12 protein-coding genes are annotated in these 12,648 nt (G+C 64.4%); all 12 read left to right on the top strand.

Annotation, left to right across the window (positions count from 1 at the left end; translation table 11 throughout):
• Positions 1-64: 64 nt before the first annotated feature.
• The 12 genes from ACP7EG_RS23055 to ACP7EG_RS23000 all read left to right on the top strand — a co-directional run bounded on the left by ACP7EG_RS23055 (position 65) and on the right by ACP7EG_RS23000 (position 12,591).
• Positions 65-1,816, top strand: a complete 1,752-nt coding sequence (locus tag ACP7EG_RS23055; protein ID WP_426089448.1) for a cation:proton antiporter — start codon at positions 65-67, stop codon at positions 1,814-1,816.
• Between the two features lie 92 nt (positions 1,817-1,908).
• A complete protein-coding gene (locus ACP7EG_RS23050; RefSeq protein WP_426089447.1) occupies positions 1,909-2,817 on the top strand; it encodes an ion transporter in 909 nt (302 codons plus the stop codon).
• Positions 2,818-2,866: 49 nt separating this feature from the next.
• Complete coding sequence (locus tag ACP7EG_RS23045) at positions 2,867-3,847, top strand: 3-oxoacyl-[acyl-carrier-protein] synthase III C-terminal domain-containing protein (protein ID WP_426089446.1); 981 nt, start codon at positions 2,867-2,869, stop codon at positions 3,845-3,847.
• A gap of 10 nt (positions 3,848-3,857) precedes the next feature.
• Positions 3,858-4,895, top strand: a complete 1,038-nt coding sequence (locus ACP7EG_RS23040) for an NAD-dependent epimerase/dehydratase family protein (protein ID WP_426089445.1) — start codon at positions 3,858-3,860, stop codon at positions 4,893-4,895.
• A complete protein-coding gene (locus ACP7EG_RS23035) occupies positions 4,888-5,718 on the top strand; it encodes an MBL fold metallo-hydrolase (RefSeq protein ID WP_426089444.1) in 831 nt (276 codons plus the stop codon). Before ACP7EG_RS23040 ends, ACP7EG_RS23035 begins: the two co-directional genes overlap by 8 nt.
• On the top strand, positions 5,715-7,010 hold the full coding sequence (locus ACP7EG_RS23030; RefSeq protein WP_426089443.1) for a F390 synthetase-related protein: 1,296 nt from the start codon (positions 5,715-5,717) through the stop codon (positions 7,008-7,010). Before ACP7EG_RS23035 ends, ACP7EG_RS23030 begins: the two co-directional genes overlap by 4 nt.
• The gene (locus ACP7EG_RS23025) at positions 7,007-7,645 is read left to right on the top strand and encodes a phosphatase PAP2 family protein (RefSeq protein ID WP_426089442.1); all 639 of its coding nucleotides are present in this window, start codon (positions 7,007-7,009) and stop codon (positions 7,643-7,645) included. Before ACP7EG_RS23030 ends, ACP7EG_RS23025 begins: the two co-directional genes overlap by 4 nt.
• Complete coding sequence (locus ACP7EG_RS23020) at positions 7,642-8,757, top strand: sterol desaturase family protein (RefSeq protein ID WP_426089441.1); 1,116 nt, start codon at positions 7,642-7,644, stop codon at positions 8,755-8,757. The genes ACP7EG_RS23025 and ACP7EG_RS23020 overlap by 4 nt, the downstream gene beginning before the upstream one ends.
• Positions 8,754-9,869 carry a fatty acid desaturase family protein gene (locus ACP7EG_RS23015; protein ID WP_426089440.1) on the top strand — a complete coding sequence of 372 codons (1,116 nt, stop codon included), beginning with the start codon at positions 8,754-8,756 and terminating at the stop codon, positions 9,867-9,869. Before ACP7EG_RS23020 ends, ACP7EG_RS23015 begins: the two co-directional genes overlap by 4 nt.
• A 66-nt stretch (positions 9,870-9,935) precedes the next feature.
• Positions 9,936-10,493 carry a GbsR/MarR family transcriptional regulator gene (locus tag ACP7EG_RS23010; RefSeq protein ID WP_096237725.1) on the top strand — a complete coding sequence of 186 codons (558 nt, stop codon included), beginning with the start codon at positions 9,936-9,938 and terminating at the stop codon, positions 10,491-10,493.
• Positions 10,490-11,134: a DUF4166 domain-containing protein gene (locus ACP7EG_RS23005; RefSeq protein ID WP_426089439.1), complete on the top strand. Its 645-nt coding sequence runs from the start codon at positions 10,490-10,492 to the stop codon at positions 11,132-11,134. Before ACP7EG_RS23010 ends, ACP7EG_RS23005 begins: the two co-directional genes overlap by 4 nt.
• Positions 11,131-12,591 (top strand): TIGR01777 family oxidoreductase, encoded by a 1,461-nt coding sequence (locus ACP7EG_RS23000; protein ID WP_426089438.1) that lies wholly within the window; start codon positions 11,131-11,133, stop codon positions 12,589-12,591. Before ACP7EG_RS23005 ends, ACP7EG_RS23000 begins: the two co-directional genes overlap by 4 nt.
• The last annotated feature ends 57 nt before the right edge of the window (positions 12,592-12,648 follow it).

Raw genomic sequence — 12,648 nt, 5'->3', positions numbered from 1 at the left:
CTTCGCCGTGGCCCAGCATGCGACACTACCAATTCAGCAAGAATGATATTTAGTTAGGACTATTTTGGAAGAGCAACACGCCTTACCGTATTTGCGAGAAACCCTGCTGTTTCTCGCCCTGGCCGGGATTTTTATTCCGCTATTGCAACGCCTGAAAGTTAACCAGGTGCTTGGTTTCCTGGCCGTCGGTGCCCTGTTCGGCCCGTTCGGCTTCGGCCTGTGGGCCGGTGAATTCACGTGGCTGACGTATTTCTCGTTCGTGCGTGCCGAGCAGGTCAGCGGCCTGGCAGAGCTGGGCGTGATGTTTTTGATGTTCATGATCGGCCTGGAACTGTCGACCGAACGGCTGTGGGCGCTGCGGCGCTGGGTGTTCGGCGCGGGCGTGGGGCAGGTGGCCGTCAGCGCCTGCCTGATCGGCGGCGTCGCGTATTACTTCGGCCTGTCGCTGGAAGCGTCCATCGTGCTGGGCCTGGTGCTGTCGCTGTCGTCCACGGCCGTGGTGATGCAGCTGCTGACCGACCAGCGCTCGCTGCAGACGCCGGCCGGCCAGGCGGGTTTTTCCATTTTGATGTTCCAGGATTTGATGGTGGTGCCGCTGTTCATCCTGATCGACGTGTTCGCCAGCGGGCGCAGCGACGACCTGGCGTATCTGCTCAGCTTTGCGGCCGTGAAATCGGCCGGCGCCATCCTGCTGATCTATCTGCTGGGGCGCAGGGTCATTCGCCCGCTGTTCCAGTTTTTCGTCAAAAAACGCCAGCCGGACGTGTTCATGGCCCTGACCTTGCTCAGCACCCTGGGCATCGCGGGATTGACGTATCTGGCGGGCCTGTCGATGGCGCTGGGCGCCTTGCTGGCCGGCTTGCTGCTGGCGGAGACGGAATTTCGCCACGAAGTGGAAGTGACGATCGAGCCCTTCAAGGGCTTGCTGATGGGCTTGTTCTTCATGTCCGTGGGCATGCAGATCGACGTGCGCGAAATCCTCAAGTCGCCGATTTTGATTCCCTTGGCCGTGCTGAGTCTGTTTGCGGTGAAAACCCTGGTCATCAGCGTGATTTTCCGCATCGGCGGCTTTCACTGGGGGCGCGCCGTGGAAACGGGCGTGCTGCTGGGGCAGGGTGGCGAATTTGCCTTTATCGTCGTCGCGTATGCGCTGGGTACCAAGCTGATCGGTCCGCAGGTGGCGCAGTTCGTCATGCTGGTGGTGGGCCTGAGCCTGTTTGCCACGCCGGCGCTGGCCAAGGCGGCGCGCGCGTTCGGCAACTGGTGGGAGCGGCGCCACCACCATCAGCTGGCCGACCTGGCGCACGGCGCGCCGCCGCCGCAGGGCAGCACCGTCATCATCGCCGGTTTCGGCCGGGTGGGGCAGTTGCTGGCGAAGGTGCTGACGGAACAGGATATCGCCTATGTGGCGATTGAAAATGATGCGCGCCTGGTGACGACCCTGCATCCGCGCGGTTTCCCCGTGTATTTCGGCGATGCGTCGCGCGCGGAACTGCTGCAAAAAGTCAATGCGGACCGGGCTGCTGCCGTGGTGCTGACCATGGACCATGCGGCCTCCGTGCTGCATGCCGTGAAATCGATCCGCCGTGAATATCCGCAGCTGCCCGTGTATGCGCGCGCGCGCGACGAGGCGCATGCGGTGGCCCTGATACAGGCGGGCGCCACCCTGGTCGTACCCGAGGCGCTGGAGTCGGCGCTGCAGCTGACGGCTACCGTGCTGCACACGGTGGGCTTGTCGGAGGCGCGCACGACGGACATCGTGCAAGCCGAACGCGACCGGCGTAATGCCGTGTTGCTGGCGAAGAAGTTGTCGTAGTGTTGTTGTAGTGAAAGCTGTAGCGCAACCGTGCGTGTCGCCGTGCTTTGTAAATTATCTATACAATAATAGTATATGAGCACACTACCCACATGAAAGCCGCGACGAAGAGCGCAGCGGCACCCTTGACGCCGCAGCAATTGGCGGCGCAGGAAACGCAGCAAAAATTTGGCAAGCCCGAGCGGGGCTGGCGCGAGCAGGTGTACACCGTCATTTTCGAGGCGGAAACGCGCACGGGCCGCGCCTTCGACCTGCTGCTGATCGCCGCCATCCTGATCAGCGTGACGGTGGTCGTGCTCAGCAGCGTCGCCTCCGTGGCCGAGCGTTATGGCACCTGGCTGACGGCGCTGGAATGGTTTTTCACCATTTTATTTACCATCGAATACTTTGCCCGCCTGGCATGCCTGCAGCATCCGGTGCGCTACGCCAAGAGTTTTTTTGGCGTCATCGACTTGCTGGCCATCGTGCCGACCTACATCGGCTTGCTGCTGCCGGGCGCGCACGTGCTGATCGACGTGCGTATTTTGCGCCTGCTGCGCATGTTCCGTATCCTCAAGCTCACGTCCTATGTGCATGAATACACGGTGCTGGGGCGGGCCTTGCTGGCCAGCCGGCGCAAGATCCTCATTTTCTTGTCTTTTGTCATGATGGTGGTCTTTCTGTTGGGTACTGTGATGTATGTCGTGGAAGGGCCGGATCACGGCTTCAGCAGCATTCCCACGTCGATATACTGGGCCATCAGCACCATGACCACGGTGGGTTTTGGCGATATCACGCCGCGCACCGACATCGGGCGCACCATCGCTTCGCTGATGATGCTGCTCGGCTGGGGCATCCTGGCAGTGCCTACCGGCATTATCAGTGCCGAAATGACGGTACAGCGCAGTTCCAAGCTGGTGACCACGCGTACCTGTCCCACGTGCCTGAAAGAAGGGCTCGATGACGATGCCAATTTCTGCAAGAACTGCGGCGTTGCATTGCCGCCGCTGGCACGCGATTAGCTGATAAACCCTTCATCAACCGTATTTACTTTACTTTGTTAAGGCAAACATGATTCCAGTTCGCCTGATCGCGACGGGCAAAGCCGTGCCGTCGCATAGCGTCACTTCCGAAAGCCTGGACCTGAAATTGGGCCACCCGGCTGGCTACACCCTGCGCAAGAGCGGCGTGCTGTCGCGCTTTGTCGCCGCGCCCGATGAGTCGCAAAGCCAGCTGGGCGCCGCCGCCCTGCTCGACGCGCTGAAGAACGCCAGCCTGCGTCCATCCGACATCGACTTGCTGATCTGCGCCTGCGGCGTGCCCGAGCAAGCCTTGCCGAATACGGCCTGCTTCGTGGCCGAGCATGCAGGCTTGCCGCCCGGCACACAAAGCTTCGACGTCAACGCCAGTTGCCTCAGTTTCATGGCCGCTTTCCGCGTGGCCGCGTCCATGCTGGCCGGCGGCGCCTACCGGCGTATCGCCATCGTCTCGTCCGACCTCGCTTCGCGCGGGGTCGACTGGAGCGAGCCGGAAGCGTCGATGATCTTTGGCGACGGCGCCGCCGCCGTCATCGTTGAGCGCGGTGACGGCAGCGCCGGCATCCGCGCCTACAAGATGGGCACGTATCCGGAAGGGCGCCGCTATTGCGAAATCCGCGGCGGCGGCACCGAGCGCAACCCCCGCAACGGCTGCGAACCGGGCGACTATCTGTTCCGCATGGATGGCAAGGCCGTATTCCGCCTGGCCGTCAAGGTGATGCCGGATTTCCTGGCGGAACTCATGCAGGAATCGGGCGCCGGACTGGAAAAAATCGATGTGGTCGTGCCGCACCAGGCCAGCCCGCTGGGGCTCGCGCATGCGGCGCGCATCCTCGACGTTCCCGATGCTAAAATCATCAAGATCTTTGAAACGCACGGCAACCAGGTGGCTGCCTCCTTGCCCACCGCCCTGCACGAGGCGGTGATGACGGGGCGGGCCGTGGCCGGCCAGCGTTTGCTGATGATGGGCACGGCCGCAGGCCTGACCATCGGCGGCATGATTCTTGATCTGTGAAGGTGGTGCGATGAGGCGGATACTGGTCACGGGAGCGACGGGGGGCTTGGGGCGCAATGCCGTGCGCACCCTGCTGGCGCAGGGCGTGGAAGTACGCGCCACGGGCCGCAACGCCGCTGTCGGCCGTGAACTGGAGCGCATGGGCGCGCAATTCGTGCCGCTCGATCTGGCGCAAGCCTCGCCGCGCCAGGTCGACGAGCTGGTGCGCGGCATGGACACCGTCTGGCACTGCGCCGCGCTGTCCTCGCCATGGGGCGCCGAGCGCGACTTCATCGCCGCCAACGTCACCGCCACGGGCCAGCTGCTGCGCGCGGCCGCCAGTCAGCACGTGGCGCGCTTCGTGCACATCTCCACACCGGCCATGTATTTCGATTACCGCAACCGCTACGAGGTGCCGGAAACCTTCCGCCCCGACGCGTTCGTCAACGCCTATGCGCGCTCCAAGGCAATGGCGGAAAAGCTGGTGCAGGAGTCGGTCGACCGGCATCGCGGCATGACGTGCGTGATCCTGCGCCCGCGCGCCATCTTCGGCCCGTACGACCAGGTACTGATCCCGCGCCTGGCGCGCGTGCTGCAGGAGCGCGGCGGCAAGCTGCCGCTGCCCAATGGCGGCGCGGTCAGCATCGACATCACCTATGTCGACAACGTCGTGCACGCGATGTGGCTGGCCACCGTGCACAAGACCATCGCTTCCGGTGCCGCCTTCAACATCACGAATGGCGAACCGGCGCGCCTGTGCGACATTTTGCGTACCTTGTTCTGCGAGCACCTGCAGCAGCCGTTCCAGATCGTCAGCGTGCCCTACCGCGTGCTGGCGCTGGCGGCCCGCCTGATGCAGTTCGCTTCGCGTTTTACGGGGCGCGAGCCATCGCTCACGCCCTACAGCATCGGCGCGCTCAGTTTCGACATGACGCTCGATAATGCCAAGGCGCGCAAGGTGCTCGGCTACCGTCCCATCGTCAGCCTGCAGGAAGGCATCGCCCTGACGGCGCAGTGGATGCGCCAGGAAGCGGCGGCGCACAAGGTAGGCAAGGAACGCAATGGCTAGCATCACCGCATTTCGCGTCGGCCATTGCACACATCCTTCGTGCATGGTCTTGAAAGGCAGCGGGCTGGCCAGCCGCTGCTTCCCCTCGCGCGCCTATCTGATCGAAACGCGCGCGGGCCTGTACCTGTGGGACACCGGTTACGCCGAGCACTTCCGCGCCGCCACGTCGAAAGGCGTGTACCGCCTGTACGCGTGGGTGACGCCGATTTCCTTCGACGAGAATGAATCCCTGCAGGGCCAGCTGCGCGCACACGGCGTATCGCCCGGCGACATCCACACCTTGCTGCTGTCGCACTTCCACGCCGACCATATCGCCGGCCTGCGCGACTTTCCCGGCGCGCGGCTGATGGCCTCCCAAACTGGCTGGGACGCCGTGCGCGGCCTGTCCGGCGTGGCTGCCGTGCGCCAGGCCTTCGTGCCCGAGCTGCTGCCGCCCGATATTGCCGACCGCCTGGCTTTTGTCGAAAGCGTGCCCGAGACGGCCTTGCCGGCGGCCCTGCTGCCGTTTACGCACGGGCGCGACGTCAGCGGCACAGGCGAGATTTACATCGTCGACCTGCCCGGCCACGCCATCGGCCATCTGGGTGCCTTCGTGCTGCAGGACGGCGGCTGGACCTTGCTGGCGTCGGACGCGGCCTGGGTGCCGGAGAGTTTTCAGCAGCTGCGCGGGCCGTCCGAACTGTCGTTCATCATCCAGCACAAGCGCGCGCCGTATTACGCCACCCTGAACCGCTTGCACCAGTTGCACCAGTCGGGCAATGCGCAGATCCGCATCACGCATGAAGATACGCTCGATTATTTACCTGTGGCGGGCCGTCCGTGAAGCGTATTGTCTGGTTATTGCTGTCGTACTGGCGCACGCGCCGCCTGCGCTTTACGGATCGCGTGCAGCTGGACGCCTACCAGCAGGAGCAGCTGGCGCGTTTCATCGGCACCCTGTGCGCGCGCAGCCGCTATTTCGCTGCCTATCGCGCGCTGCCCCTGGCGCAGTGGCCCACCATGAACAAGGCGCTGATGCTTGAGCATTTCGACGCCATGAACACCGAGGGCGTCACCTTGGCGCAGGCGATGGACGCGGCCATGGCGGCCGAGCATAGCCGCGACTTCACGCCCGCCGTGGGCGACATCACCGTGGGGTTATCATCGGGCACTTCGTCGCGACGCGCCGTGTTTACCGTCAGCCCACGCGAAAAGGCGCAATGGGCAGGCGTGATGCTGGCCAAGGCGCTGCCCGACGGCCTGTTTTCCGGCGAAAAAGTCGCGCTGTTCCTGCGCGCGAACAGCAATCTGTACACGGCCGTGCGTTCGCCGTGGCTGACCTTTGCGTTCTACGACCTGTTCGAACCGTTCGACAGCCTGTGCGCGCAGCTTGCGCGCTATCAACCTTCCGTCATCGTCGCACCGGCCCAGGTGCTGCGCCAGCTGGCCTTGCGCGTCATCGACGGCAGCCTGGCGCTGGCGCCGAAAAAAGTCATCTCGGTGGCCGAAGTGCTGGAAGCGCAGGACCGCGCACTGATCGTGCAGGCGTTCGGCGCCGTGCATGAAATCTACCAGGCCACCGAGGGTTTTCTCGCCAGCAGCTGCGAACACGGCGTGCTGCACCTGAACGAGGAATATGTGCACATCGAGCCGCAATGGCTCGATGCTGAAGAACGTCGTTTTGTGCCCGTGATTACGGATTTTACGCGCATCACGCAGCCCATCGTGCGCTACCGCTTGGACGATATTTTGCTCGCGCGCGCCACGCCATGCCCGTGCGGCCGCGCCACGCGCGCCATCGATGGCATCGAAGGGCGTTGCGACGACCTTCTGCTGCTGCCGTCCGCGCGCGGCGGCGCCCCCGTCGCCGTGTTTGCCGACGTGTTGACGCGCGCCTTCGCCCAAGCCTTGTCGGCGGACGCCGACTACCGCCTGGTGCAGCAGGGCGACAGCGCCTTGCTGCTGCATGCGGCCCTGGACGACGCCGGCCTGGCGGCCCTGCGCGCACATCTGGCAGCGGTGCTGCGCGGCCTGGGCGTGGCCGTCGACAGCCTGGCCTGGACGGTGAGCGGCGAACTGCCTCCCTTTGACCCCACCATGAAACGGCGCCGCATCCGGCGCCTTGCAAGCGCATGAACCCTTCTTCCATGACCGTACGCAGCCGGTTGCTGCATTTGCTGGCCGGCTGGGGCAGCGTCGGCCTCGTGTATTTTTCCAGCGATGTGCTGCAAGGGCAGGGCGTGCTGCTGCCGGAAACGGCCATCGACCGCGCCATTCCCTACAGCGATGCCGCCATCTGGCTGTATCTATCCTTCTTCATCCTGATCCCGTACGCCTATCTGGCGGCCGATGCGGCGAGAGTGCGCTGGCTGGCGCGCGCCATGGCGCTCTCCGCGCTGGCGTGCGGCGTGGTCTTCCTGCTGTATCCAACCACCCTCGCGTATCCGCCCGTGGGTGACGGGAATGCCTGGAGCACGCAGGCGCTGCGCATGCTGCAGTCGGCGGACTCCGCGCAAAACTGCCTGCCGTCGCTGCATGGCGCCCTGACATTGCTGTGCGTGTGGGCCTTGTGCGACAAACGCCACCTGCTGCGCTCCGCGCTGGCCCTGGTGCTGGGCGTGGCCATCTGCTACGCCATCATCGCGCTGCGCCGGCATGTCAGCATCGACCTGGCCGCCGGCCTGGCTGTTGGCATCGCTGGCGGCATGCTGGCGAAAATGCAGGTATTCTGGCTTACCCGCCGCGCCATTTCCACTGAAACCGCATCATGATGAATCCCTTTGCCCTGTCGTTTTTGATCATGCTAGCCTTTGTGCTGGCCGAACTGCTGATCCTGAAATGGGTGCGCAAGACGCCGGTGCCGTGGAAAGACGTGATTTTCAATCTCAATTCCGGCCATATCCTGATGTGGGTCTTCCGTGGCGTGGAAGTGGCCGCGTTTGCCCTGCTGCTGCGCCATGTGAACCTGCACATCGTCGACCAGTGGCCCGTGGCCGTGCAATGGGTCTTCGCTTTTTTTGCCTGGGACCTGTGCTTTTACTGGATGCACCGGCTGCACCATAAAATCCCTTTGCTGTGGGCCGTGCACGTGGTGCACCACCAGGGCGAGCATTTCAACCTGTCGCTGGGCGTGCGCAATTCCTGGTATTCGTCGCTGACGAATTTCCCCTTCATCGCCATCCTGGCCGTGCTGGGCGTGCCGCTGGAAATCTTCCTCGTCGTCTCGTCACTGCATTACACGGTGCAGTTCTACAACCACAATGCGCTGGTGAACAAGTCCGGCATCCTCGACAAGTTCATGGTCACGCCGTCGCACCACCGCGTGCACCACGGCACGGATAAACGCTACATCAACCGCAATTTCGGCGGCACCCTGCTGCTGTGGGACAGGCTGTTCGGCAGCTTCCAACCGGAACTCGATGGCGTGGAAATGCGCTATGGCGTGAAGGGCATGACACCCACGCACAACCCCCTGTTGGCCAGCAACGGCAAATTATTTACATGGCTGCGCGCGCGCTTTCCCCACTGGCAGTCGCGCGGTACTTTCCACGTGCCCGAGCTGTTCATCGGCATCGGCGGCGTGATCCTGTTTGGCTTGGTGATTTATTACGTCAACCACGAAGCGGCGCTGGCCGGCGCGCAGCAGGCCATCCTGTTCGCCTTGATTTTTGGCGGCACCCTGGCGCTGGGCGGCCTGTCCGATGCGCGCCGCTGGGGCGCCATCGCCTGGGTCGCCATCGCGCTGGCCATGCCGGTCCTGTATCTGGGCTGGTATGGCGCGCGCGACGCGTGGGGCATGGTGTTTTTGGCCGCGCTGCTGGCGCATGGCCTCGACGGCGCGCGCCGCCTGTGGTGGCCGGCTGCGGCAGGGACGCGCGCGTGACGCCTGTGCCTTCCTTGCCGCCGCTGCGCTTCCAGCCCGCGCGCGATTCCGCCTTCCGCCGCGAACTGCGCGCGCGCGCCGATGCCTATCTCGCCAGCGAAGGAAAGCACCGCTTTGGCGACGCGCGCCTGCATGCAAAGACCGTGTTCCTGGCCGCGCTGACGGCGGGGCTGTATGCGTTGGCCTTGAACGCCGACAGCACCTGGCCGTTTGTCGCCAGCTATGTCGCCTGCCTGGTCGCGGCCATGACGCTGGCCATGAATACCCTGCATGACGCGGCCCACAGCGCCGTCTTCCGCCAGGGACGCCTGAACCGCATCCTGATCCGCCTGGTGGGCTTGCCCGTGGGCGTGGACACGGATTTCTGGACCATCCGCCATGTGCACTTCCATCACACGTATGCGAACGTGGAGGGCTATGACCTCGACACGGAACCGAATCCCTTCCTGCGCCAGACACCGTTCCAACGCTGGTCGCCCCAGTACCGCTATCAATACCTGTACTGGCCCGTGGTGGCGGCCCTGTCGCTGCCGTATCTGAACTGGTATGGCGACTGGCTCGATCGCTTCGGCAAGACGCCCGTGGCCGCGCACAGCCGCTTGCAGGGCTGGCGCGGCTGGCTGTCGTTCCTGGGCTGGAAGCTGGGCCACGTGGCGCTGGTGCTGGCGCTGCCCATGTGGGTGCTGCAGCAGCAGGGCATAGCCTGGGGCGTGGTGCTGGGCGCGTATTTCGTGGGCCAGATGCTCGCCTCGTGCGCGCTGGTGGCGCTGATCCTCGGCACGCACTGGGCCGAGGTGGAGTTTTTCCAGCCGGGCCCCGATGGCACCTTGCCGCACGACTGGTACCAGCACACGTTTTACACGGCTTGCGACTGGACGCCGCAACCGCGCCGTTTGCGCTGGCTCGGCTACTGGCTTGGCGGCTTGAATTTGCACCTCACGCATCATCTGTTCCCCACCTGGAACCACCGCCACTACCCGGCGCTGGCGCGCATCCTGGCCGAACTGGCGCCCCGTCACGGCCTCGTCTACCGCGAACTCGGTTATGGCCAGCTGCACGCCTCGCAGCAAGCCTTCCTGCGCGCCATGGGCCAGCCGCCCGCAACTTCCTGATGAATCGCGCTTGACTGGATTTCTGTTTCGTCTTACATTTCTGCAACGACAGAAATAAGAGAAATCATGGAATTAAGCCCGACTACTCAGAAATACATCCTCCACTGGGGGGAGATGGGCACCCGCTGGGGCGTCAACCGGACCGTGGCGCAAATCCACGCGCTGCTGTTCCTGGCCAACGAACCCTTGACGGCGGAAGACATCGCGGCCAGCCTGAACGTGGCCCGCTCGAATGTCAGCAACAGCCTGAAGGAATTGCAAAGCTGGGGCCTGGCGCGCATCACGCATGTGATGGGGGACCGGCGCGACCACTTTGTCGCCCTGCAGGATGTGTGGGAGATCTTCCGCGTCATCATGGAAGAGCGCAAGCGGCGCGAGATCGACCCCACCCTGACGGTGCTGCGCGAATGCGCGATCGAGGGCGAGCAGGATGCGGCGATACCGCCGGAAACGCTGGCGCGCATGGGCGAGGTGCTGGCCTTCCTGGAAATGCTCAGCAGCACCTACAGCGACTATAAAAACCTGCCGCCGGCGACCCTGCAGCGCATGCTGTCCATGGGCGGCAAGGTGGCCAAGTTCCTCAGCCCGGACGACAAGCCTGGCAAGCCAGGTAAAAAACCATGAATGGCCCGTCCGAAGGAGAGCTGTTCAGGAAGGTCATGGGCGAGCAGTGGCTGACGCTGCACCCGGACATCCGCCGCCGCTTCGAGAAAAATCCCGCACCGGGCCAGCCCCTGTACTACCGGGGCGAGCTCAGTGAGCTGACCAGTTCGCGCCTGGGCAAGGTACTGGGCTGGCTGACGCGCCCCTTCATCGACGGCGCCCTGATTCCGTATGACGATCACGACTTCCCCGTGGATATCGAAGTCTATTCGCGTCCCGCTTGCCCCTTCATCTTCAAGCAGCGCACTTACCGCCTGCATGGCCGCGCGCCGATCCGCTTCACGTCCTACATGGCCGAAAGCGCAAAAGGTGAAGTGCTCGAATACGTGGGCCTGGGCCTGGGCATGAAGCTGCTGTTGCACGTCGAGGATGGCAACCTGCATTTCACCAGCGACGGCTATTTTTGGGAACTTTTCGGCTGGCGGATGCCGCTGCCCGGCGTGCTCACGCCCGGCAAGACCTATCTGTGCCACCGCAACGACACGCCGCAGCAGTTCAACATCCGCATCGAGATCCGCCACGCGCTGTTCGGCACCACGTTTACCCAGGTCGGCGTGTTCCGTGAAAGCGCCGCGCCCGCCCTACACAAGGAGACACCATGAATACACATCTGCTGGCCCTGCAACTGATGGCGGCGCAAGGCTGCCTGGGCGCCTTCGACACCATCTACCACCATGAAGTCACGGAAGCGCTACCGCAAAAGGCCTCGGCGCGCCTGGAATTGACCATCCACGCGACGCGTGCGCTGATCTACAGCCTGCTGTTCGTCGGCCTGGCCGCGTGGGAATGGCATGGCGCCTGGGCCTGGGTGCTGGTGATCGTGTTTGGCGTGGAAATCGTGCTGACCCTGTGGGATTTCGTCGTGGAAGACCAGACCCGCCTCTTGCCTGCCACGGAGCGGGTCACGCACACGGTGCTGGCGATCAATGCAGGCGCCTTCATCGCCCTGCTGGCCCTGAATAGCAGCGAGTGGGCGAACCTGCCGACGGCCCTCGTGTGGCAGCCGTATGGCTGGCTCAGCGTCTTCCTCGCCCTGTGCGGCGTGGGCGTGGGCCTGTCCGGCCTGCGCGACGCGTATGCGGTCTGGCAACTGGGCCGGCGCAAAGAGGTGGAGGAAAAAGAGACGGAGGATTTGCAGTTTGCCAGTACACCGCAGTCCGTGCTGGTAACGGGCGCCACGGGTTTCATCGGCCAGCAGCTGCTCAGCGCCTTGCTGGCCGACGGTCACGCGGTGACGGTGCTGACGCGCCAGCCGAAACAGGCCGCGTGGACCTTCGACGGCCAGGTGCGCTGCATCCGGTCGCTGGATGAACTATCGGATGCGCAGCGCATCGACATGGTGGTCAACCTGGCCGGCGCGCGCATCGTCGGCAAGCGCTGGACGGACGCGCGCAAGGCGGCCTTGCGCCGCAGCCGCGTGGCGCTGACGCAGGAACTGGTGGCGTGGATCGCCCGCGCGCAGCACAAGCCGCGCGTGCTGCTGTCGGCGTCGGCCATCGGCTATTACGGCGTGCAGCCGCAGGGCGACGCGACGGAACTGGCTGAAGACGACGCGCCGCAAGCCATCTTCATGTCGCAGCTGTGCCAGGAATGGGAGGCGGCCGCGCGCCAGGCGGAGAAATTTGGCGTGCAGGTGGGCTGCATGCGCTTTGGCCTCGTCTTCGGCCACCAGGGTTCGCTGCCGCAGATGCTCTTGCCGATCCGCTTCGGCGCGGGCGGCCCGCTCGGTAGCGGCAAGCAGTGGGTATCGTGGGTGCATGTGCGTGACGTGATCCGCGGCATCGCCCATCTGGCACGCCGCAGCGAACAGGGTGCCGTGAACGGCGCGTACAACTTCTGCGCGCCCGAAGCGATCGAGCAGCGTCGCTTCGCCCAAGTGGCGGGCGCGGTGCTGCACCGCCCCAGCATCATGCCCACGCCAGCCTTCCTCATGCGCGCCTTGCTGGGCGAGCAGGCCGACTTGCTGGTGGAAGGTCAAAGGGTCGCCCCGCGCCGCTTGCTGGCCGACGGCTTTGTCTTCCGCCATCCGCAGCTGGAAGGCGCGCTGCGCAGCCTGTAGCCTGGCGTAGAATAGGGCATGCTCCGGGGTCAGACCCGGCGGGTCTGACCCCATCAG

It is taken from the genome of Janthinobacterium sp. PSPC1-1 (assembly GCF_049897625.1).
GTDB classification, from domain to species: Bacteria; Pseudomonadota; Gammaproteobacteria; order Burkholderiales; family Burkholderiaceae_D; genus Janthinobacterium; species Janthinobacterium tructae.
Note: the sequence above shows the minus strand (reverse complement) of the source record. Positions and strands in the feature narration are given on the sequence as shown.

Excerpts from the sequence above, each read along its gene's own strand:
- ACP7EG_RS23050 (WP_426089447.1), top strand. The coding sequence starts at position 1,909 with ATGAAAGCCGCGACGAAGAGCGCAGCGGCACCCTTGACGCCGCAGCAA.
- ACP7EG_RS23045 (WP_426089446.1), top strand. The coding sequence starts at position 2,867 with ATGATTCCAGTTCGCCTGATCGCGACGGGCAAAGCCGTGCCGTCGCAT.
- ACP7EG_RS23040 (WP_426089445.1), top strand. The coding sequence starts at position 3,858 with ATGAGGCGGATACTGGTCACGGGAGCGACGGGGGGCTTGGGGCGCAAT.
- ACP7EG_RS23035 (WP_426089444.1), top strand. The coding sequence starts at position 4,888 with ATGGCTAGCATCACCGCATTTCGCGTCGGCCATTGCACACATCCTTCG.
- ACP7EG_RS23025 (WP_426089442.1), top strand. The coding sequence starts at position 7,007 with ATGAACCCTTCTTCCATGACCGTACGCAGCCGGTTGCTGCATTTGCTG.
- ACP7EG_RS23020 (WP_426089441.1), top strand. The coding sequence starts at position 7,642 with ATGATGAATCCCTTTGCCCTGTCGTTTTTGATCATGCTAGCCTTTGTG.
- ACP7EG_RS23010 (WP_096237725.1), top strand. The coding sequence starts at position 9,936 with ATGGAATTAAGCCCGACTACTCAGAAATACATCCTCCACTGGGGGGAG.
- ACP7EG_RS23005 (WP_426089439.1), top strand. The coding sequence starts at position 10,490 with ATGAATGGCCCGTCCGAAGGAGAGCTGTTCAGGAAGGTCATGGGCGAG.
- ACP7EG_RS23000 (WP_426089438.1), top strand. The coding sequence starts at position 11,131 with ATGAATACACATCTGCTGGCCCTGCAACTGATGGCGGCGCAAGGCTGC.